Annotated in this window: 16 protein-coding genes; 6 read left to right on the top strand and 10 right to left on the bottom strand. The window is 66.0% G+C overall.

Translation table 11 applies throughout. The features are described 5' to 3' along the window. Positions 1-14: 14 nt before the first annotated feature. From PATSB16_RS13425 to PATSB16_RS13435, 3 genes are all read right to left on the bottom strand, one after another. Entirely contained in the window at positions 15-782 is a 768-nt protein-coding gene (locus tag PATSB16_RS13425; protein ID WP_047214617.1) for an IclR family transcriptional regulator, read from the bottom strand. Positions 783-996: 214 nt separating this feature from the next. After that, positions 997-2,469, bottom strand: coding sequence for a sodium:solute symporter family protein (locus PATSB16_RS13430; RefSeq protein WP_047214618.1), 1,473 nt, complete (start codon positions 2,467-2,469; stop codon positions 997-999). Then, on the bottom strand, positions 2,466-2,678 hold the full coding sequence (locus tag PATSB16_RS13435) for a DUF3311 domain-containing protein (protein WP_047214619.1): 213 nt from the start codon (positions 2,676-2,678) through the stop codon (positions 2,466-2,468). The genes PATSB16_RS13430 and PATSB16_RS13435 overlap by 4 nt, the downstream gene beginning before the upstream one ends. 477 nt (positions 2,679-3,155) lie before the next feature. Here PATSB16_RS13435 and PATSB16_RS13440 point away from each other — a divergent pair, with 477 nt between their 5' ends. Next, positions 3,156-3,506 (top strand): hypothetical protein, encoded by a 351-nt coding sequence (locus PATSB16_RS13440; protein WP_047214620.1) that lies wholly within the window; start codon positions 3,156-3,158, stop codon positions 3,504-3,506. Here PATSB16_RS13440 and PATSB16_RS13445 read toward each other — a convergent pair. Both PATSB16_RS13445 and PATSB16_RS13450 read right to left on the bottom strand, forming a co-directional pair. Next, on the bottom strand, positions 3,479-4,720 hold the full coding sequence (locus tag PATSB16_RS13445; protein ID WP_047214621.1) for an MFS transporter: 1,242 nt from the start codon (positions 4,718-4,720) through the stop codon (positions 3,479-3,481). The genes PATSB16_RS13440 and PATSB16_RS13445 overlap by 28 nt on opposite strands. Before the next feature lie 166 nt (positions 4,721-4,886). After that, positions 4,887-6,278, bottom strand: a complete 1,392-nt coding sequence (locus tag PATSB16_RS13450) for an MFS transporter (RefSeq protein WP_047214622.1) — start codon at positions 6,276-6,278, stop codon at positions 4,887-4,889. A 357-nt stretch (positions 6,279-6,635) separates the two neighbouring features. Between PATSB16_RS13450 and nirB the strand changes: the two genes are divergently transcribed. Genes nirB through PATSB16_RS13465 form a run of 3 tightly spaced genes read left to right on the top strand, consistent with a single transcriptional unit; the run spans position 6,636 to position 12,310 of the window. Beyond that, complete coding sequence (nirB, locus tag PATSB16_RS13455) at positions 6,636-9,077, top strand: nitrite reductase large subunit NirB (protein ID WP_047214623.1); 2,442 nt, start codon at positions 6,636-6,638, stop codon at positions 9,075-9,077. Positions 9,078-9,109: 32 nt separating this feature from the next. Beyond that, positions 9,110-9,493, top strand: a complete 384-nt coding sequence (nirD, locus tag PATSB16_RS13460; RefSeq protein ID WP_418303898.1) for a nitrite reductase small subunit NirD — start codon at positions 9,110-9,112, stop codon at positions 9,491-9,493. Between the two features lie 9 nt (positions 9,494-9,502). Continuing rightward, positions 9,503-12,310, top strand: a complete 2,808-nt coding sequence (locus PATSB16_RS13465; RefSeq protein WP_047214625.1) for a nitrate reductase — start codon at positions 9,503-9,505, stop codon at positions 12,308-12,310. On the opposite strand, the gene PATSB16_RS13470 is transcribed toward PATSB16_RS13465, so the two are convergent. Then, complete coding sequence (locus PATSB16_RS13470) at positions 12,300-13,217, bottom strand: LysR family transcriptional regulator (RefSeq protein ID WP_047214627.1); 918 nt, start codon at positions 13,215-13,217, stop codon at positions 12,300-12,302. The two genes, PATSB16_RS13465 and PATSB16_RS13470, sit on opposite strands and share 11 nt — an antisense overlap. 117 nt (positions 13,218-13,334) lie before the next feature. Here PATSB16_RS13470 and PATSB16_RS13475 point away from each other — a divergent pair, with 117 nt between their 5' ends. Further along, the gene (locus PATSB16_RS13475) at positions 13,335-13,949 is read left to right on the top strand and encodes a glutathione S-transferase (protein ID WP_047214628.1); all 615 of its coding nucleotides are present in this window, start codon (positions 13,335-13,337) and stop codon (positions 13,947-13,949) included. Beyond that, a complete protein-coding gene (locus PATSB16_RS13480; RefSeq protein ID WP_156884746.1) occupies positions 13,946-14,881 on the top strand; it encodes a pyridoxamine 5'-phosphate oxidase family protein in 936 nt (311 codons plus the stop codon). The genes PATSB16_RS13475 and PATSB16_RS13480 overlap by 4 nt, the downstream gene beginning before the upstream one ends. On the opposite strand, the gene PATSB16_RS13485 is transcribed toward PATSB16_RS13480, so the two are convergent. From PATSB16_RS13485 to PATSB16_RS13500, 4 genes are all read right to left on the bottom strand, one after another. Beyond that, entirely contained in the window at positions 14,878-18,045 is a 3,168-nt protein-coding gene (locus PATSB16_RS13485; RefSeq protein ID WP_047214629.1) for an error-prone DNA polymerase, read from the bottom strand. The genes PATSB16_RS13480 and PATSB16_RS13485 overlap by 4 nt on opposite strands. A 3-nt stretch (positions 18,046-18,048) precedes the next feature. Then, the gene (locus tag PATSB16_RS13490; RefSeq protein ID WP_047214630.1) at positions 18,049-19,578 is read right to left on the bottom strand and encodes a Y-family DNA polymerase; all 1,530 of its coding nucleotides are present in this window, start codon (positions 19,576-19,578) and stop codon (positions 18,049-18,051) included. Further along, entirely contained in the window at positions 19,508-20,269 is a 762-nt protein-coding gene (gene imuA, locus PATSB16_RS13495) for a translesion DNA synthesis-associated protein ImuA (RefSeq protein WP_237170231.1), read from the bottom strand. Before imuA ends, PATSB16_RS13490 begins: the two co-directional genes overlap by 71 nt. Before the next feature lie 392 nt (positions 20,270-20,661). After that, entirely contained in the window at positions 20,662-20,802 is a 141-nt protein-coding gene (locus PATSB16_RS13500) for a DUF3563 family protein (protein ID WP_072628649.1), read from the bottom strand. Positions 20,803-21,002: the final 200 nt, after the last annotated feature.

Genomic DNA, 21,002 nt, shown 5'->3' on the forward strand with positions numbered 1-21,002 from the left:
CTCCAAGGGCCTTCTCAAAAATCTTGCAGCCGCGCCGAGATGACCCGGGCGGTAGCAAGGGTTGCGTCAATCAGTTGTTGCGTCTTCTGGTGAGCACGTGTCGCGGGCGCCATCAGGGTGAGCGTGCCGGCAGCCTTGCCCGGCTGGCGAAACAGCGGCGCGCTGATACCCCATACGCCGGGATCGACCTCGCCTTCGGTGACGACGAAACCTCGCTCGCGAATCTGTTCCAACTCTGCAAACAATTGGGTCTGCCGCCTGGGTTTGGCACCCAGCAAATCCGTCACGATCTGGCGCGCCGCCGAGCCCGGCATAAACGCCAGCAGCGACTTGGCCGAGGCGCCGTCGAGCAGCGGAATGCCTCGCCCTTTCTCGAACGAGCAACGCAATGAATGCTGGCTCTCGACCATCTCCAGGCATACGGCCTGATCCTTGACCGCGACGATCAATCCCACGCTTTCGCCCGATTCGGCCGCCAGCCTTGCCATCGGCAGCTTCGCCTCGTGCACCAGGTGCGACGCCTGATCGAAGCCCATCGCCAGTTGCAGCCCCACCGGCCCCGGCGCGTACTTGCCGTCGATCTCCGCCACGAAACCCCATTGCTTGAGCAGCGCGATCTGGCGGTACAGCGTGCTTTGCGCCAGCGCAGTCTTTTGCGCGAGGTCGCGCGCGTTGATCGGATGCCCGTGCCGCGCGAGCGTCGCCAGCACGAACAGCACGCGGTCGGCGCCCGCCTTCGAGCTGGGTTGAGCGATATCGGTGATCGATTGACGATGATTCATGGGCTGAAGAATCGTCAATTTCTCTCATTATTTCAAGTTCGCATTCCCAACCTACGGGAAAAAATCGATGACTCAGTGTTTACACCGACCTTGCGGGCCGCATAACGCAATGCCCGGTTTCGCCCTTGGGCCAGGCAGAAAAAAAAGCCGTTCGGCCTACGCCGAACGGCTTCGCGGTTCGAGAACCGGTTCTAGCTTCGTGACTCTGCCGGCCTCAGGCCCGCGACGATTGAGCCAGTCCTTGCTTGGGCTGGGTCATGGCGCTCACGACGATCGTGACAACGACGTTGAGGATCAGCGCGACGAAGCCCACGTTGATGTCGTGCAGCGATTCCGGCAGGAACGGCAGCAGCTTGCCGATCGTGCTGTGCGTGAGCGAAATACCGACCACTGCCAGCACGCCGACCAAAATGCCGCAGAAAGCCCCCTGCTTGGTCACCTTGTTGTTTTTCGCAACGCTGCAAATCACGGCGGGGAACAACTGCGTGACGAAGTTGTAGCCCATCAGCAGCAGCGCCACGATGGTCGAGCCGCCCTTCAGCGTGAAGCCAACCGCGACCAGGGCAACCACCGGCACCAGGAAGCGCGCCAGGCGATTGATGGCCTCATCCGAGGCGCCATGCGCAATGCCGCCGCGATAAATATCGTTGGCCAGCAACGTCGAGGCGGACATCAGAATCATCGAGCCCGGCACCAGCGCAGTGAGTACCCCGGCAGCGCCGATCACGCCGATGAACCACGGATCGAAAGTCTGGATCGACAGCTTGAACAGCGACAGATCGATGTCGCCGCCCTTGAGGCCCGGCACTTTAAGCACGGCGGCAAAGCCGACGAAGAACACGAACAGCAAAATCAGCTGATAAATCGGCAGCATCACGGCGTTGCGCCGGAAAATCCGCTCGTCCTTGGCGGTATAGAGCGAGCCGAACGTATGAGGCCACATGAAAAACCCCAACGAGGTTAGCAGCACGGTCGACTGGAACCACACGACGCTGGTGCCCTTGTCGGAGAACTTCAGGAAGCCCGGCTTGGCCTGATCGATCGCGTGGAACATCGAGCCCAGGCTGCCATAGTAGTGAATCGGCAGGTAGATCCCCAGGAAGATGACCATGGCCAGGATCAGCGTGTCCTTGACCACCGCGTTCCAGGCCGAGCCGCGTACGCCGGAAGCCATCACGTAGGCGGCCACCACCACCGCACCGATCCAGATCGCGGCCGTCGACGAAATGGAGCCGTAGGAGGCCGTCTCCACGATGATGCCCAACCCCTTGAACTGCAACACCAGGTAAGGAATCAGCGCGATCACGCCGACGATCCCCACCAGCACGCCCAGTGCCGGGCTGTTGTATTTGCGGGCGAAGTAGTGAGGCTGGGAAACCAGGTGCTCCCGCTTCGCAAAGCGCCAGATCGGCGGCAACAGCCAATAGGAGATGATATAGGCCAGTGCGCCATAGGCCAGGATGTAGAAAACCGCCGCGCCCTTGCCGTAGGCAAAACCACTGCCGCCGAGGAACGTGAAGGTCGTATAGATTTCCCCGGCCATGAGCAGGAACACGAAAGCGGTGCCGAAACTGCGGCCGCCGACGGTCCATTGCTCGAGGTTCATGTCCCGCCCCCGGCGCGCGCGCACGCCGAGAAACAGGGCAAACAAGGTCACCAATAAAATAACGAGCAGTGCGCTATTCATCGATTTGCCTCCGAATTCCCGTTCTCGGCACGGTTGGCCGGATCGTTGGCATAAATGATCGCCATGATGACCGCCGTCAACACAATCCACATCACGAGCCATGCCAGCAACAGCGGCATGCCCAATACAAGAGGTTCGACCTCGTTGACAAACGCAGTCCCGATTAGGATGCCTATGAAAGGCAGTACAGCAAGCCAGCGTATCGACATATTAAATATCCTTCTCGAAGGGTGAAACGCGACACCATGAAGGGAAAAGCTGTGCGTTACTGTATGCCGAATCATGGCGATGGCGTCATCCGCGTTAACCATGATGTTTAACATCATAAATTCGATATGCGAGGCCAGATCGTCGTACACTCACTGCGCGCAGCAGCACCTCGACACCGTTCGGTTCACGCGAACCGTGTCCGCGCGCCTTGCCAGCCGGGGAGCGGCCGGCGCGCAAGGCGCGGCAGGAGCGACTGCCTATCACAAAAGTCGGCTCGGACTGCAAGCGATATCGTCAATTTGAGCATTGCTTCGATTTGCATCGGTTCGCTCAACGAAACACATCGCATGGCCGCGCACTGACCGTCGCCATGGCGACACTTGGCCCGCATTCGCCAGACGCGGCAAAGACGCTTACACTGGCGAGTTTCGCTCACGCCATTGCAGCATGAGCACCATATTTCGGGGAAATGATTCGTGCGGATCTTGCTTTATCTTGGGGGCGCCGCGGCACTGCTCATCGCATGCCAGGCGCAGGCGCAGACCGGGCTGACCGGCGGCAGCGCGCACTTGGGCACCCATTCGTCGATGGGTTTTGGCCTCACCGCCGGACAATTCGGCGACGCGGGGACGCTCGGCAACAGCACGAGCGGACAGAGCGGCCTGGAAACGCGCTTTGCCAGCGAACTCGATACGTCACCGCTGGATGCGGCACCACTGCGCCAGCGCTCAGGCAGGGTGAACCATTCACCCGTACGTGCGGCCCAGAGGCCGAGTCACCCGGCGCCACGAGGCGACACCTACTCCGCGCCCGCCACCGTCAAGTGAGGCGCGCGCCGGGCGCGACGATGCAAGCCAAGCGTCAGGCATGCGCCCAGTGCCGCTGACAGCGCCGCAAACAAAAACACCTGCGCATAGCCAAACTGGCTGACCACGAGCCCCGCGACCGGCCCGGTCACACCGAGCGACAAATCGAGAAACACCGAGTAAGCGCCAAGCGCCGCACCACGGCTGTGTGGCGGCACGAGCCCGACCGCCTCGACGCCCAGCGCCGGGAACACCAGCGAGAAGCCGGCGCCGGAGAGCGCGGCGCCCAGCAGCGCGACGGACGGATCGGGCGCCAGCCACAGCAGGCTCAGCCCGAGCAGTTCGACGCAGAACGAGACGATGCCGACCCGGAAACCGCCAAAGCGCTTGATGCTATTGGCGCCCAGCAGGCGCACGCCGGCAAAGCACGTGCCGAACACGGTCAGGGTCAGGGCCGCATCGGGCCAGTGGCGACTGGCATAAAACAAAGTGACGAAGGTCGCGATGGCGCCGAACCCGACCGAACCGAGCGCCAGCCCGAGGCCATGCGGCAGAACGCGGCCGAGCACGGCACGGAACGCGAGCTTCTCGCCATGCACGATGGCCGTGGCGCGCTTGAGTTGAGCCAGGCCGAACCCGGCCAATGCCAGGCCAATGACCACCACGCCGATCGCCGAGAAGCCGTAGGCCCGCTCCAGCGCCACGCCAATCGGCGCGCCGACCGCGAGTGCGCCATAGGTTGCCACGCCGTTCCAGGAAATCACCCGGGCGGTGTGAGTCGCCCCCACCTGGCCGATGCCCCAGGTAATCGCTCCGGTACCGACAAAACTCTCGCCGCAGCCCAGCGCCAGGCGGCTTGCCAGCAGCGCCAGCAGGCTCAAGCCAGGCATGTGCTGCCACATCGCCGAGACGAACAGCAGCGCGCCGCTCACGCCGCACGCCAGCAAACCGTATAGCACCGTCTGCTTGGGTCCGACCGTGTCAGCCGTACGCCCCGCGCGCGGCCGGCTCAGCAGGGTCGCCAGGTATTGCGCGCTGATTGCCAGCCCGGCGACCACTGAGCTGTACCCCAGGTCGAGGTGCACATACGACGGCAGGATCGCCAGCGGAATACCGATCGCCAGATAGCACAGAAAAGTGAAGAAGACCGTGGAAACGATTTGCCCCGTGACCGCGGTATTCGACACCAGGGGCGCGCGCTGCGCGGAATGGGGAAGGCAGGATTCTTTTGACATGCGTGGGGGGCGATATCGCGGCGGCACGGAAAAAAAGCCGGCGCTGTGATTGTTTCGTCGCAGCGCCAGGTATTAGGGTTTTCCCGAATCATACGCCAGATTGAATTTTTGTGCAGCGCCGCATTTTCATTCCGGCCCTCGCCTCGTCCCACGCTCGCCGATCCGGTTATTCCGCATGCAGCCCCGCCAGCGCCGCCTCGCCATGGCTCACCGCCTCCGGCGCCAGCACCGCCCAGCGCAGCCATTGCGCGCGCAGCAGCACCACCAGCACGAAGGCACAGCCGGCCAGCGCGCCGAAGGTGGCAAATCCCATCTGGTAGCTGCCGGTGCTTTCCTTGGCGATGCCCATGATCACCGGAAGATAAAAGCCGCCAATGCCGCCAGCCGCGCCAATGATGCCCGACATCAGGCCGGTTTTGCCCTGCCAGCGATGCGGCACCAGTTGAAAGGTGGCGCCGTTGCCAAGGCCGAAACCGCAATACAGTATTAGTAGCAAGGCAATGCCGCTGCCCAGCGGCGGCATCCAAATGGCAAACGCAGCATCGCATAGCGAAATCAGCGCCAGCAGCATCAGCAGCGCGCGCACGCCAGAGATACGGTCGGCCACCCAGCCGCCAAGCGGGCGAACCATCGCGCCGGTAAAGGCGAGCAGCGCCATGAACAGGCCCGCCTCGACTTTCGGCATCTGATAGAGATTGGTCAGCAACAGCGCCACATACGACGACATGCCGACGAAGCCGCCGAAGGTAATGCTATAGATCAGCATGATCACCCAGGTATCGCGCTCAGCCAGCACGGTGCGGTATTTCGATGGCAGCACGGCGATCGCCAGCAGCGCGCCCAGCACCGGCAACAGCAGCACGCCGGCCCTGCCGTGGCCGAACAAGCCCGCCGGCACCGCCAGCACCAGCAGCATCAAACCGGCCAGATTCAGCACGAAGCCACCGAACGCACGTACCACACTGCCGCTTTTCGGCGCGCGGTCGCGCGCCCACAGAAATACTGCGACGGCAGCCACCGCCAGCAGAATCACCGCGGCGCCCGCCGCCTTCTGCCAGCCGAAATGCGCCGCCAGCCCGGGGAACAGAAAACCGTCGAGCACCGCACCGATATTGCCGGCCGCGGCCACGCCCAGCACCAGACCCTGAACACGCGGTGGATAGTTACTGCCGGCGATCGGCAGCGCGATGGCAAAACTGGCGCCGCCCACGCCGAGAAATACGCCGAGCACCAGCAGCAGCGAATACGACGGCACGCCCGGCAGCAACGGCAGTACGATCGCCGGCAACGCCGAGAGCAGAATCCCCATCAGGGCGATACGTCGCCCGTCGGCGGATTGATACAGATTGCCCAGCGTGACGCGCAGAATCGCCGCGGCCAGTACCGGCACGGCAACCAGGAACCCCTGCTGAGCCGGGCTCATAACGATGTCTTTCGCGATGAAAGGTGCCAGCGGCCCGTACAGCACCCACACGGTGAAACCGGTATCGAAATAAAGAAAGCAGGCCAGCAAAGCGCGCCAGTCACCGCTGCGCAGCGAAATCATTAGATTTTTCATTGCATATCTCTCCCGGTTGTCAGGTCGTCCGCAAGCACTGAGCAAGTTCGATGCCACCGCGCCTGGATGGCATGCCTGCGGCGCGGCGCGCCGCCCGTGCGTGCGGCTGCGCAGCATTTCGCTGCTCGCGCGCGCAGCCCGGGGCAGCGCATTCTCATGCACGGCTGGCGCCCCCTTATGCCCATATCTGGCCAGGCGGCACTGCCGACGTGCGCGCCATGCGCTGCGGTGGTGCGCGGCGGCGCGAATGCGCCAATGTCATTGGCTCCAGACCCCGTTTAAGCCGTGGCATGCATCTTGCTGAATTCCTTTCAAGCGGCGCGCAGGCGGGGCCGCAAATCTTGGAGCGAGGTTGCAATGCGGAAGATGAAACTGGTGATGGTGGGTAACGGCATGGCCGGCGTGCGCGCCATCGAGGAACTCCTCAAACTCGCCCCGGACATGTACGAGATCACTGTGTTCGGCGCCGAGCCGCACCCGAATTACAACCGGATCCTGCTCTCGCCGGTGCTCGCCGGCGAGCAGACCGTCGAGCAGATCGTGCTCAACTCGTTCGAGTGGTATCGCGACAACGGCATCACGCTGCATGCAGGCAAGAAGGTCACCAGGATCGACCGCGTGCGGCGCCAGGTCAGTACCGACGACGGCATCGTCTGCGACTACGATCGTCTGTTGCTGGCGACCGGCTCCGATCCATTCATTTTGCCGGTGCCGGGTCGCGACCTGGACGGGGTGCTGGCCTACCGGGACATCGCCGACACGCAGGCCATGATCGACGCGAGTTCGCGCTATCGCAGCGCGGTGGTCGTCGGCGGCGGGCTGCTCGGCCTGGAAGCGGCCAACGGTCTGGCCGCGCGCGGCATGCAGGTCACGGTGGTGCATCTGGCCGAGTGGCTGCTCGAGCGCCAGCTCGATCGCACCGCCGGTGACCTGCTCAGGCAATCGCTCGAAGCGCGCGGCCTGCACTTCAAACTGGGTGCGCAAACCGCCGCGTTGCTGGGCACCGAGCCCGGCCAGAACGGCCGCGTGCGCGCCGTGCGCCTGGCCGGCGGCGAGGAAATTCCCGCCGACCTGGTGGTCATGGCCGTCGGCATCCGGCCCAATACCGCACTGGCCGAGGCGGCCGGCATTCACTGCCAGCGCGGCATCGTCGTCAACGACACGATGCAGACGTTCGATCCGCGCATTTACGCGGTCGGCGAATGCGTCAGCCATCGCGGCATCGCCTACGGGTTGGTGGCGCCGCTGTTCGAACAGGCCAGGGTGTGCGCCAATCACCTCGCGCATTTCGGCATCGGCCGCTACACCGGTTCGGTCACCTCGACCAAGCTCAAGGTCACCGGTATCGATCTGTTCTCGGCGGGCGATTTCATGGGCAGCCCCGGCGCCGAGGAAATCACGCTGGCAGACCCGCTGGGCGGTGTCTACAAAAAGCTCGTGGTCAAGGATGACAAGCTGATCGGCGCCTGCCTGTACGGCGACACCGTCGACAGCGCCTGGTATTTCAAGCTGCTGCGCGAAGGGCGCGACATCGCCGAGATTCGCGACAGCCTGATGTTCGGCGAAGCCAATCTGGGTGACGCCGGCCACGGCGGCGCCGAGCGCGCGATGCAAATGGCCGACACCGCCGAAGTGTGCGGCTGCAACGGCGTTTGCAAGGGCACCATCGTGCAGGCCATCAAACAGCAGGGCCTGTTCACGCTCGAGGACGTGCGCAAGCACACCAAAGCCTCGGCGTCGTGCGGTTCGTGCACCGGTCTGGTCGAACAGATCCTGATGAGCACGCTGGGTGGCGACTACTCGGCCGCGCCCAAGCAAAAGGCCTTGTGCGGCTGCACCGACCACACCCATGAGCAAGTGCGGCAAGCCATTCGCGAGCACGAGTTGTTCTCGCTCGATGCGGCCATGCGCTTTCTCGAATGGCGCACGCCCAACGGCTGCGCGACCTGCCGCCCGGCGCTCAACTATTACCTGATCAGCACCTGGCCGCATCAGGCCAAGGACGACCCGCAGGCGCGTTTCATCAACGAGCGCGCGCACGCCAATATCCAAAAGGATGGCACCTACTCGGTGGTGCCGCGCATGTGGGGCGGCGTGACCACCTCGGCCGAACTGCGCCGCATTGCCGACGTGGTCGACAAATACCAGGTGCCCGCGGTGAAGGTCACGGGCGGCCAGCGCATCGATCTGCTCGGCGTGAAGAAAGAAGACCTGCCGGCCATCTGGGCCGACCTCGGCATGCCGTCAGGCCATGCCTATGCCAAGGCACTGCGCACCGTCAAGACTTGCGTCGGCTCCGAGTGGTGCCGCTTCGGCACCCAGGATTCGACCCGCATGGGCCAGGAACTGGAGCGCGCGCTGTGGCGCATGTATGCGCCGCACAAGGTCAAGCTGGCCGTGTCGGGCTGTCCGCGCAATTGCGCGGAGTCGGGCATCAAGGATGTCGGCATCATCGGCGTCGACTCGGGCTGGGAGATCTACGTGGCCGGCAACGGCGGCATCAAGACCGAAGTCGCGCAGTTTCTCGTCAAGGTCAAGACCCACGAGGAAGTGCTCGAATATGCCGGGGCCTTTTTGCAGCTGTATCGCGAAGAAGGCTGGTATCTCGAGCGCACCGTGCACTACGTCGGCCGGGTCGGACTCGATTATGTCAAGAAGCGGGTGCTCGACGATGCGGCCAACCGGCGCGCGCTGTGGGAGCGCCTGCAGTTCGCGCTGCGCGACGAGCCCGATCCGTGGCATCAGCCGGCCGAGGCCGCCGTCGACCTGCGCCAGTTCGAACCGCTCACGCTGGCTTGACCCCTTATCGGCTGCCGACTTTATCCGAGGATATTGCAATGCTTGACGACAACTGGCTGGCCATTTGCCAAATCGACGACATCCCCGTGCTGGGCGCGCGTTTGCTCAGGCGTGCCAACCATAGCGATATCGCGATCTTCCGCAATGCCGAAGATCGCGTGTTCGCGGTACTCGACCGCTGCCCGCACAAGGGCGGCCCGCTCTCGCAAGGCATCGTGCACGGCGAGCGCGTGTCCTGTCCGTTGCACGGCTGGCAAATCGGCCTGGACGACGGCTGTGCGCTCGACCCGGACGTCGGTTGCGCGCAAACCTTCGCGGTGCAGTGCGACGAACGCACTGTGTACATGCTGCGCAGCGAATTATCCCAACCCGAGGCCGCGGAAAACACGCAAGCGCTCGCGGCCAGTGGGGCGTGAGGCCTGCCGATGGCCGACAGCACACCCGCCAAACCCGTCGCACGCCGCACCCGCTCGACCTGCTGTTATTGCGGGGTCGGTTGCGGCGTGCTGATCGACAGCCTGCACCACCCGGACGGCCGTGAGGAAATCGTCGGAGTCGCCGGCGACCCTGACCACCCGGCCAATTTCGGCCGGCTGTGCACCAAGGGCAGCACCTTGCATTTGACCGCCGCGCCGCATCGCTATACCCAGGTGCGCGCGGCGCAACCCGCGCTGCGGCACAGCCGCGCCGACGCACTGGCGCCGGCCGGCTGGGACGACGCGCTCGACCATGTCGCGCAGCGCCTGGCCGACATCGTGCAACGGCACGGACCCGACGCCGTCGCCTTTTATGTGTCCGGCCAATTGCTCACGGAAGACTATTACGTCTTCAACAAGCTGGCCAAAGGCCTGATCGGCACCAACAACATCGACTCGAACTCACGGCTGTGCATGAGTTCGGCCGTAGCCGGCTATAAGGCCGCATTCGGCGTCGACGCGCCGCCTTGCAGCTACGAGGACATTGAATTGGCCGGCACGGTTTTCATCGCCGGAGCCAATCCCGCCTACGCTCACCCCGTGCTTTTCCGTCGGCTCGAAGAGGCGCGCGCCCGGCACCCGGCCATGCGCGTGATCGTCGCCGATCCGCGCCGCACCGATACCGCGCAAAGTGCCGACTTGTTTCTGCCGCTGCAACCCGGCACCGATGTTGCGCTGTTCCACGGCATGCTGCACGTGATGCTGTGGGAGGGCTTGATCGATCGTGCCTATATCGACGGGCACACGGAAGATTTCGAAGCGCTGCGCGCCGTCGTGCATGAGTTCACGCCCAGCGTGGCCGCGCGGTTATGCGGCCTGCAGGCCGACGATATCGTCACCGCCGCGCGCTGGTTCGCCCAAGGCCCGACGCTGTCGCTGTATTGCCAGGGATTGAATCAATCGTCGAGCGGCACCGCGAAGAATCGCGCGCTGATCAATCTGCACCTGGCCACCGGGCAGATCGGCAAACCCGGCGCCGGCCCGTTCTCGCTGACCGGCCAGCCCAACGCGATGGGCGGACGCGAGGTCGGCGCGATGGCCAACCTGCTGTCGGGCCACCGCAATCTCGGCAACCCGGCGCATCGGGCCGAAATCGCCCGCCTGTGGGACGTGCCGAGCGTGCCGATGCAACCCGGCAAAACCGCCGTCGAGATTTTCGACGGGCTGCGCGACGGCACCATCAAGGCCGTTTGGATCGCCTGCACCAACCCCGCGCAATCGCTGCCGTCGCAAACCGCCGTGCGCGCGGCGCTGGGCCAGGCCGAGTTCGTGGTGGTGCAGGAGGCCTATCGCAACACCGCCACGGTGCCCTACGCCGACGTGTTGCTGCCGGCCACCACCTGGGGCGAGAAGGAAGGCACGGTCACCAATTCGGAGCGCTGCATCTCGCGCGTGCGCGCGGCGGTGGCGCCGTTCGGCGAGGCCCGCCACGACTGGCGGATCGTGTGCGACGCGGCACGGCGCCTCGAGGCGCGCCTGCGCCCCGGGCAAGCCACGCTGTTCCCGTACGACTCGCCAGAAGCGATCTGGCTCGAGCACCGTGCCACCACGGTGGGCCGCGATCTCGATATCGGCGGGCTCTCATACGCGCTGCTCGAGACCGAAGGACCTCAGCAGTGGCCTTTTCCAGAAGGAGCCACGCAAGGCCGGCAGCGCCTGTACAGCCAGGGCCGCTTTCATACCGGCGACGGCCGCGCACGATTTGCCGACGTGCCATATACGCCTGTGGCCGAAGCCGTCGATGCGCGCTATCCGTTTTCGCTGAGTACCGGCCGCCTGCGCGACCAGTGGCATGGCATGAGCCGCACCGGCTCGCTCGAACAGTCTTTTGGGCATGTGGCGGAGCCCAGCGTCGACCTGCATCCGCGTGACGTCGAACGGCTCGGATTGCGAGAAGGCGCGTTCGTGCATCTGACCTCGCGGCGCGGCAGCCAGATCCTGCCGGTACGCGCCACCGACAGCGTGGCGCCCGGGCAAGCCTTCGTGGCAATGCATTGGGGCGAGGAATACGTCTCGGGCGTGGCCGGCCGGCAAGCCGCCTTCGGCGTGAACAGCCTGACGCTGCCCGCGCTCGACCCGCAGTCGCTGCAGCCCGAACTGAAGCACAGCGCGGTCAAGATTCTGCCAGCCGAGTTGCCATGGCAATGGGTCGTGTTCGCCTGGCTGCCGGCCGACGAAGTGCTGCTGCGGCAAATGCACTTGCGGCGCTATTTCAAATGCTTCCCTTACGCCAGTTGCGTGCCGTTCGGCCGCTCGGGCGGTGCGCAAAGCGGGTTGTTGTGGCGTGTGGCCGGCTACGAGCGCGCCGACGACGCGCTGCAGCAGGAGATCGAAACCCTGTTTGGATTGGCCGGCGCGCCGCAGGCCAAAGTGCTGAGCTATCGCGATCGCCAGCGCGGCACGATGCGACGCCTGCGCATCGAAGACGGCACGCTGCAGGCAGTCTCGCTGGCTGGCGACGTCAGCGCGGCGGGCTGGCTGCGCGAAATGCTGGAGAGCGCTCAGACGACCTCCACGCTGGGGCGCCTGCTGCTGTTGCCCAGCCGTACCGCGCCGGCCGGCGTGCAGCCGCGCGGCAAGACCGTATGCAACTGCAACGGCGTCACCGAGACCCAGATCAACGCCTGTCTGGCCGATCGGCAGGGCCCGCCCGAAGCCCGGCTGCGCGCGTTGCAGGACGCGCTCAAGTGCGGCACGACGTGTGGCTCCTGCCTGCCGGAATTGCGCCGCATGGTAGCGCCGGCAGTCACGCCATGAGCTTCAGCGCAGTGGCACTGATTACATCGAGCCTACCGAGTTGCTCGGCGGCATGGTCGAGAAATGCGCGCAGCTTCGGCGCCATGTGCCGCGCGCTGGGCATCACCAGATGCACCGGCAGCGGCGGCGGTTCGTACTCGGCAAGCAGGCGCACCAGCGTGCCGGCCGCAAGATCGTCGACCACCTGGTATGAAAGCACGCGGCCGATGCCACGGTGACTTTTTACGGCCAGCAGTGTCGCATCGATTGCATTGACCGTCAGACGCGGCGTGAGTGACACCACCTGCTCGCTCCCGGCATGCCGGAAACGCCACTCCGGCGCCACCGGCCGGCTTGCCGTATAAACCACGTCGTGCGCGCCCAGGTCGCCCGGCGCGCTCGGCCGGCCGCGCCGCGCCAGATACTCGGGGCTGGCGACCCACACGCGCCGGACTTCGCCGACGCGGCGCGCCACCAGGCTGGCGTCGACGAGCGTCCCGATCCGTACCGCCACGTCGAGCCCCTCTTCGATCAAATCCAGATTGGCGTCGCTGAGCACCAGCTCGACCCGCATCGCAGGATATTTGTCGAGGTAGCTGGTCACCACCGGCGTGACATGGCGCCGCCCGAAAATACGCGGCGCCGTGACACGCAGCCTGCCGTGCAGCGGCGCATCGGCGCCTTCGCGCACTGCCGCCTCGTAGTCGGCCAGCAGGCGGCGCGCATGCTCGGCCAGCCGCGCGCCAGCCTCGGTCGCGCTCAGATGGCGTGTGGAGCGCTCGACCAGGCGCATGCCCACACGCGCTTCGAGCGCCGTCAGGATCCGCGTGACCGCCGGCGGCGAACGGCGCAGCCGACGCCCTGCGGCAGCCAGACTGCCGGCGTCGAGGATGGCGATCAGTACGCTGAGTTCATCGAGTCGATCCATGGAGTGAGCCTTGCATTATTCCGATTATCGGAAGACTGAGTTTCAGTATATCGATATTTACGTTAAATGGCGGAATGATTACTCTGTTCCCAAGTCCTCAACGAGCATTGTCCAATCATGTCCGAACCAACCATTACCCTGTACGGCACCCGGCTCTCCGGCCACTCGCACCGCGCCGAGCTGATGCTTTCGATACTGGGCCTGCCTTATCGCTTCGTCGATGCGCCGGCCGAGGTGCGCCGCAGTGCCGGGTTCCGCGCGCTCAATCCGCTTGGCCAGATCCCCGTGCTCGACGACGGCGGTGTGGTGCTGTGCGACAGCAACGCGATTCTGGTTTATCTGGTCAGGCGCTATGCCCCCAGCAGCCTGTGGTTGCCGGACGATCCCGTGGTGGCGTCACAGGTACAACGCTGGCTGTCGATCGCCGCGGGCGAAATCCGCTTCGGCCCGGGCACCGCCCGCGTGATCCGGCTCTGGGGCGCACCAGGCGACGATGTCGGCCCGGCGATACGCATCGCCGACGGGCTCATGCCGTTCATGGAGCAGCACCTGAGCGGGCGGCGCTACCTCGCGGCCGCTCACCCCACGCTGGCCGACCTGGCATGCTACTCGTACATCGCCCACGCGCCGGAGGGCGGCATCGCGCTCACGCCCTACCCCAACATTCGGGCCTGGCTCGCGCAGGTCGAGGCATTGCCGGGGTTCGTCGCCATGCCGGTGAGTGCATCATGAGCCCCGACACAGTGGTGCCTTCCACACTTTTTCATGACGGTGAGTTGCGGGCGCAGGAACTCGCCGGGGGCGGTCCGCGCGTCGCGGCCATACGCGAGTTCATGCCCGACCAGCACCGCGCGTTCTTCGCTGCCTTGCCGTTTGTATTGCTGGGCGCGACCGACGCCGACGGCTGGCCGGTCGCGACGATGCTCGCCGGCGCGCCGGGATTTATCACCTCGCCCGACCCGCATGCGCTGCACCTCGATCTCGACCCGCAGGCTGCCGATCCGGTCGTCGCCGGCCTCGCTCGGCACGGCCAGGTCGGGCTGCTCGGTATCGACCTCGGCACGCGACGGCGCAACCGGGCCAACGGCACCGTCACGGCGATCGACCGCCAGCGTCTGGAGATCGCCGTGACACAGTCGTTCGGCAATTGCCCCCGCTACATTCAGATGCGCGAAATTCACGAGGCGCCGCCGGCCCACATGCCCGCCACGCATTTCACCGCGCTGGATGCGAGGTCGCGCGATCTGATCGCGCTCGCCGATACCTGCTTCGTGGCCACGGCCAGCGGCGCGGGACCGGCGGGCAGCGCGGCCGGAGTGGATATTTCGCATCGGGGCGGACGACCCGGCTTCGTGCGCATCGAGGGCAATACCCTGACGGTGCCCGATTTCAACGGCAACCGCTATTTCAATACGCTCGGCAACCTCGTGCGGGAGCCGCGTGCGGCGATGCTGTTCGTCGATTTCTCGAGCGGCGACCTGCTGCAGCTGCAAGGCACCACCGAGATCGTCTGGGACGCGGCCGCACTCGGCGAGTTTGCCGGCGCCGAGCGGTTCTGGCGCTTTCAGGTCGCGCGCGGCTGGTACCGGCCGGGCGCCGTGGCGCTGCGCTGGAGCGGCGGCGCCCTGTCGCCGGCTACCGAGCACACCGGTGTCTGGAGTTAGTGAAAATTGCGGCTGGGCGTCGCCAGCCGCCCCAGCAGCGGCGACAAGTCGATCAGCCGGCGCGCCACCAGGTGGCGCACCACGTGCTCGCCCTCGCCCGTGCATTGCCAGACGCCATGCACGGCCAACAAGCGGGTGCCGAGCAACTCCTTGCGCTGGCGCTCGACCAGATCGGGCCAGATGATCACGTTGACGACCCCGGTCTCGTCCTCGAGCGAGACAAAAACCGTGCCCTTGGCAGTGCCGGGCCGCTGCCGCATCGTCACGATGCCGCAGGCGCGGGCACGCCGGCCATTGGGCAGCTCGCGCAGTTCCTGGGCCGATTTGAGCCGCATGGCGCTCAGGCGCGGGCGCAATAGCGCCAGCGGGTGGCGCCGCAGCGTCAAACCGGTGCTGGCATAGTCGGCCAGAATCTCCTCGCCCTCGCGCAACCGCGGCAACGGCACCGGCGCGCCATCGTCCTGCAGCGTGGACTGGCCCAGCAGCGGCGTGGCCGGCAAATGCGCGGCGACCGTCCATTGCGCCTGGCGCCGTCCGCCCAGCAGCGTGGCCAGCGCATCGGCCGCAGCCAGCGCGGCCAGTTCCTGGCGGCTCAGTTGCGCCCGCGCGGCCAGATCGTCGATATCGCGATAAAGAGCCTGCGCGCGCGCCTGCGCGATGCGCCGCGCCGCGTCGGCGGCAAGCCCGGCGACTTGCGCCAGGCCCAATCGCACGGCCGGCGGCGTGCCGTCGCCACGCGCTTCGAGCGTGCAATCCTGGGCGCTGGTGCATACGTCGACGGCCAGCACTTCGACCTGGTGGCGCCTCGCATCCTGCACCAGTTGCGAGGCCGAGTAAAAACCCATCGGCTGGCTGTTGAGCAGCGCGCAGAGAAAAATGGCCGGCTCGTGCCGCTTGATCCATGCACTGGCATAGACCAGTTGCGCGAAGCTGGCCGCGTGGCTCTCGGGAAAACCATATTCGCCGAATCCCTCGATCTGGCGGCAAATGGCATCGGCGAAGGTTCGCTCGTAGCCGTTTTTCAGCATGCCCGAGACGATTTTCTCCTGGAATTTTTCCAGCCCGCCCTTGCGCCGCCAGGCCGCCATCGAGCGGCGCAGATCGTCGGCCTCGCCGGCGGTGAAGTCGGCCGCGATCATGGCGATCTGCATTACCTGCTCCTGGAAGATCGGCACGCCCAGCGTGCGCGCCAACGCGGGCGCCAGGGCGTCCTTGGCGTAGTGAATTTTCTCCGGCGGCTCCTGCCGGCGCTTCAGATAAGGGTGCACCATGCCGCCCTGGATCGGGCCGGGCCGCACGATCGCCACCTGTACCACCAGATCGTAGAACTTGCGGGGCTGCAGGCGCGGCAGCATGCTCATCTGCGCACGCGATTCGACCTGGAACACACCCACGGTATCGGCCTGGCACAGCATCTCGTAAGTGGCCGGGTCCTCGCGCGGAATATCGGCCAGATCGAGCCAGCGGCCCTGCCGCTGCCCCAGCATGTCGAGCGCACGGCGCAAGGCCGAGAGCATGCCGAGCGCCAGCACGTCGACCTTGAGCAGCTTGAGCGCTTCGAGATCGTCCTTGTCCCACTGGATGATGCAGCGCTCGGGCATCGCGGCGTTCTCGATCGGCACCAGCCGCGAGAGCTTGCCGCGCGAGATGACGAAGCCGCCGGTGTGCTGCGACAAATGACGCGGAAACCCGACCAGCTGCTCGACCAGTTCGCACCAGTGACGCACCGCCGGCGCCTCGGGCGACAGGCCCTGACGCGCCAGCCGCTGCAGCAGATCGCGGCGGCCGTCCCACCACTGCTGGCCCGCGCACACCTGGTCGACGATCGATGCATCGATACCGAGCGCCTTGCCGGTCTCGCGCAAGGCGCTGCGCGTGCGATAGGTGGTCACGGCCGCGGCCAGCGCGGCGCGTTGCCGCCCGTATTTGCCATAGATGTATTGAATGACTTCCTCGCGCCGCTGGTGCTCGAAATCGACGTCGATATCGGGCGGCTCGTTACGTTCGCGCGACAGGAAGCGGCCGAACAGCAACTGGCTTTGCGCCGGATCGACGGCCGTGATGCCCAGGCAGTAGCACACCGCCGAATTGGCGGCCGAGCCGCGGCCCTGGCACAGGATCTTTCGCTCCCGGGCGAATTTGACGATGTCGTAGACCGTCAGGAAATACGGCTCGTAAGCCAGCTCGGCGATCAGCGCCAATTCGGCGGCGAGCTGTTTGCTCACAGTCTCGGGCACGCCCTGCGGATACCGCCGCCGCGCGCCGGCCAGGGTTTCCTGGCGCAGATAATCGGCCGGCGTCAAGCCGGCCGGCACCAGTTCGTCGGGGTATTCGTAGCGCAGTTCGTCGAGATTGAACGTGCAGCGCTCGGCAATCTCGACGGTGGCCTGCAGTGCTTCGGCCGGATAGAGCGCGGCCAGCCGCAGGCGCGCGCGCAGGTGCTGCTCGGCGTTGGGCATCAGCGCGGTGCCGCAGGCATGCACCGGCCGGCCCAGGCGGATGGCGCTCAATGTATCCTGCAGCGGCTTGCGCGAGCGCACATGCATCAGCACGTGTCCGGCGGCGGCCAGCGGCACGCCGGTCTCGCGCGCGACCGCCGTCAGGCACGCCAGGTGCAGGTCGTCGTCGGGCCGGTGCAGCAGTTCGAGCGCCAGCCACAGCCGCCCCTCGAACACGCGAGCGGCCCAGGCGAGCTGCTCGCGCAGGCGCTCGCGCGCGACGCCATGGGGCGGCACCAGCAGCACCAGGCAATCCGGCAGTCCGCGCAGATGCTCATAGGGCGGCTGCGGCGCGTCCAGATCCTGCGGCGTGAGCCGGTAGCCCTCCTGCTTGCGCCCGCGCGTGCGCGCCAGCGTGATGAGTTCCGACAGGTTGCCGTAGCCTTCGCGGTTTTGCGCCAGCACCACCAGATGCGCGGCGGGCGCGCCGCCAGCGTCGACCAGCCGCAATTCGCTGCCGATCAGCAGGTGCAGCCCCTGCCGCAGGGCTTCGCCATGCGCTCGCACCACCCCGGCCAGCGAGCATTCGTCGGTCAGAGCCAGCGCCCGATAGCCCAGCTGTGCCGCGCGCGCGACCAATTCTTCGGGATGCGAAGCACCGCGCAAAAAAGTGAAATTCGACAGGCAATGCAACTCCGCATAAGCGGGCAGGACGGACGCATTCATGACTCACCCGAACAGCCCGTGCAGATACCAGGCGGCCTGGCCGCGGCTGGTCTGCCGCTCTCGGTACACCCACAGCAGCGCGCCCTGCGCATCGGCGGCGATGAAGTAGTCGCGCAACGCCGCGGCGTCGTCCCACCAGCCCGACTCGATGCGCTCGGCATGTGTGAGCACGCGCAGCGGGGTGCCATGGACCGGCCGCTCGCCTTGCATGGCCAGCGGCCGTGGCGAGTCGAGCAGCCAGACCGGCCGCACCTTGGAGGACGCCTGGATGGCGCCCGGCGCGGCGCCGGCGATTGCCGGCGCCGGGCGCGACACGACGTACGGCAGCAGGCGGTAAGCGGCCTCGGGCCGATGCTCGTCGTGCAAAACCAGTTGGCTCACCTGCGCCTCGCCCAGCCGGGCATTCAGGCGCTCTATCAGGCGCACGAACTCCTGGCGCGCGCGGCCAGGCTCCGGCAACAGGCTGGCGTTGCCCGGCTCGTGCGGCACCACCTGGCTGACGCACAGGCGCAACTCCAGCACCGGCGTCTCGAGGCGATGCCGCGCCAACTGTTCCTTGAGCACATTCAGCAGGTGCGCCGGCGCCGCGCCGGGTTCGGCCAGCCGCACCATCACGCGTGTCGGCGGTAACGTGCGACGTCCCAGCGGCTCGTGCTCCAGCACCAGCTCATAGGCATGCACGGCCTGATGGTGCGCCGCGAGCCAGCCAGCCATTTGCACCAGCAGGCGCCGCGCGCCGAACAGCAGCGTCTCGACCTGAGTGGTGCGGGCCGGCAGCGCGAGCTGCGCTTCGAACTGCAGGGGCGCCAGGAACCAGGCCGGCATCTCCGGCGCGTCGCCATAAGCCCGCGCCAGCTCATCCACCAGCGCCTGGCCGCAACGCCGGATCAACCCCGCGCGCGGCAAACGCCGCAGGTCGGCCAGGCGGGCGCAGCCCAGTTGCTCGAGCCAGGCAAGATGCGGCGCGGCCTCACTCAGCAGCGACACCGGCAAGTCGTCGAGCAGCGCGCACAGCCGCGCCAGATCGGTCGCATGGCGATGCTGCCGGCCACTGCTTTGGCGCGCCAGCAGCCAGGCACCGGCGGCTGTCGGCGCCACGGCCAGCCGCGACGCATGGCCGAGCAGCCGAGCCGTCTGCCCGACCTGGCGGCACAGCGCGCTCAGGCCGCCAAACAGGCGCAGGCTGGCCGAAACCTCGACCAGCACCACGTGCTCGCCGGCCAGCACGACTTGCGGGCTGAAGCGCAACAGGGCCAGGGCCACGGTCTCCAGCAGCCGTTGCTCGCCCTGCGTGTCGCGCTCGCGCAGGATCGCATCGGGCAGCAAGGCCAGCGCCCCGGCCCGCCGCAAACCCGGCACGATGCCCGCCTGCCGGGCCGCAGCACTCGCCATGCGCACGCGCTCGCCGTCCATCACGACCAGCGCATCGGAGGCGGCGCCCCCTGTCATGCCAGCGGCCTCGTCAGGCGGCAAGATCGGTCGAAAGACCTCGAGGATGAGCCAGGGCAAGTGCAGTGCAATCCAGCAGCGCATAGAGGCCTCCTGAATCCGGAGAAAGAACGGTATCGGAGCGCGGCGGCCCCAGTTTTGGATGATGCGCCGGCAAGTCCAGCCGCAGCGGCATGCCACGGGCCGGTCCCCGGCGCTTGTGAAAATGAATCAGCAGGCCGCTGCCCGGCGCCGGCTCGAGCGCCAGCCGCAACGGCGCGGGCGAAGACGAGGCCAGCGCCTGGGGTTGACGTACGACCCAGGCCAGCGCATCGCTGCCGGCGGCAGCCAGTTGCAGGCGGCGCAACTGATCGGCGCGGGCCTGCGGCAACCAGGCCAGGACCGCGCCGCAGCTGGCGCTTTTGAGCGCCTGCTCGGCCGCCCAGAGATCGTCGGCCGCCGGCGGCGCTGTGGCGCCGGATGGCGCTCGGGCGTGTACAAGCACCAGATGGCGCAGGTCGACACCGGCGCCGGCCAGGGCCGGCGCGTAAGGCAGATACGGCGGCGCGATCATCACGACAGGCTTGCCGACCCGGGTCAGCGTCGCCAGCGCGGGCAACAACAGGCGCAGCTCGCCGATCCCGGCGTGCGTGGGCAGCAGCTCGGCCAGCGCACCCGCCGGCCAACCGCCGCCCGGCAATTCCTGATCGAGCTCGACAAAACCGGTGGCCCGCACCGGCCCCTGGCCCTGGGCCAGTTCGCTGGCGCGCCAAAGTCCGGGCGGCAAGTTTTGCATGGAGAGCGACATCGGAGTGAGCAACGAAAGCGGGTGGCGGTCATCTAAAATACTGTACGCACATACAGTACATCAATGTTGGATTTGTCTCAAGACAAACCGATGAGAACGAACGCTCCCTCGATATCGGCCGCGGCAAGAAGGCGATTTGCCGCATCCTGGGTATTGGCGCCGCCGAAATAAATGGGGAAAGGTAAAAGCTGCGGAGTTGACGTGCTCGTCAGGCAGACGTCATTCGTCCATGACAGAAAAGCCAAAGGCCCACGCAAGGGTGGGCCTTTTTGCCGAGATTATCCGCGGTCGCTGCGGCCAAGCCGGCGAAGGGCTGGATATCTCGTGGGGCGCGCGAGGCGCTTTGCTACCGGGTTACTGCATCCAACAAGACAGCAGGTTCAGATGGCGCCGGTTTCGAGCGCGCGAATGCGATATTCCAATTCGCAAATATCGGTGGACTGCGCCAGGTATTCTTCACGGCGGCGGCGTTCGGCGTTTTCGAACCAGGAATTAACGATTTCAAACAGTTTGGCAAACATGGCAACCTCCAGTCGCATAATTTGCTGCGTTGCAGCAGTGATTGGAATTATATAGGGTTTTCCCTATAGGTGTTAGCCCTAATTCTGAAAAAAGCGACTTATTCGTTTTGCATCCGCCCCCGATGCAGCCATGTTTTAAGAAATCACATAAAAATCAATTACTTAATAAATTAATTTTCTTTCGGACAAACTGCCGGACA

Origin of the sequence: Pandoraea thiooxydans (assembly GCF_001931675.1) — a bacterium.
Classification (GTDB): domain Bacteria; phylum Pseudomonadota; class Gammaproteobacteria; order Burkholderiales; family Burkholderiaceae; genus Pandoraea; species Pandoraea thiooxydans.

What these genes read in the sequence shown, in the direction of transcription:
- PATSB16_RS13445 (WP_047214621.1), bottom strand. Translation starts at nt 4,720, where the DNA reads ATGTCAAAAGAATCCTGCCTTCCCCATTCCGCGCAGCGCGCGCCCCTG.
- PATSB16_RS13485 (WP_047214629.1), bottom strand. Translation starts at nt 18,045, where the DNA reads ATGAATGCGTCCGTCCTGCCCGCTTATGCGGAGTTGCATTGCCTGTCG.
- PATSB16_RS13500 (WP_072628649.1), bottom strand. Translation starts at nt 20,802, where the DNA reads ATGTTTGCCAAACTGTTTGAAATCGTTAATTCCTGGTTCGAAAACGCC.
- PATSB16_RS13435 (WP_047214619.1), bottom strand. Translation starts at nt 2,678, where the DNA reads ATGTCGATACGCTGGCTTGCTGTACTGCCTTTCATAGGCATCCTAATC.
- PATSB16_RS13470 (WP_047214627.1), bottom strand. Translation starts at nt 13,217, where the DNA reads ATGGATCGACTCGATGAACTCAGCGTACTGATCGCCATCCTCGACGCC.
- nirB (WP_047214623.1), top strand. Translation starts at nt 6,636, where the DNA reads ATGCGGAAGATGAAACTGGTGATGGTGGGTAACGGCATGGCCGGCGTG.
- PATSB16_RS13430 (WP_047214618.1), bottom strand. Translation starts at nt 2,469, where the DNA reads ATGAATAGCGCACTGCTCGTTATTTTATTGGTGACCTTGTTTGCCCTG.
- PATSB16_RS13490 (WP_047214630.1), bottom strand. Translation starts at nt 19,578, where the DNA reads ATGCGCTGCTGGATTGCACTGCACTTGCCCTGGCTCATCCTCGAGGTC.
- imuA (WP_237170231.1), bottom strand. Translation starts at nt 20,269, where the DNA reads ATGCAAAACTTGCCGCCCGGACTTTGGCGCGCCAGCGAACTGGCCCAG.
- PATSB16_RS13480 (WP_156884746.1), top strand. Translation starts at nt 13,946, where the DNA reads ATGAGCCCCGACACAGTGGTGCCTTCCACACTTTTTCATGACGGTGAG.
- PATSB16_RS13425 (WP_047214617.1), bottom strand. Translation starts at nt 782, where the DNA reads ATGAATCATCGTCAATCGATCACCGATATCGCTCAACCCAGCTCGAAG.
- PATSB16_RS13475 (WP_047214628.1), top strand. Translation starts at nt 13,335, where the DNA reads ATGTCCGAACCAACCATTACCCTGTACGGCACCCGGCTCTCCGGCCAC.
- PATSB16_RS13465 (WP_047214625.1), top strand. Translation starts at nt 9,503, where the DNA reads ATGGCCGACAGCACACCCGCCAAACCCGTCGCACGCCGCACCCGCTCG.
- PATSB16_RS13450 (WP_047214622.1), bottom strand. Translation starts at nt 6,278, where the DNA reads ATGAAAAATCTAATGATTTCGCTGCGCAGCGGTGACTGGCGCGCTTTG.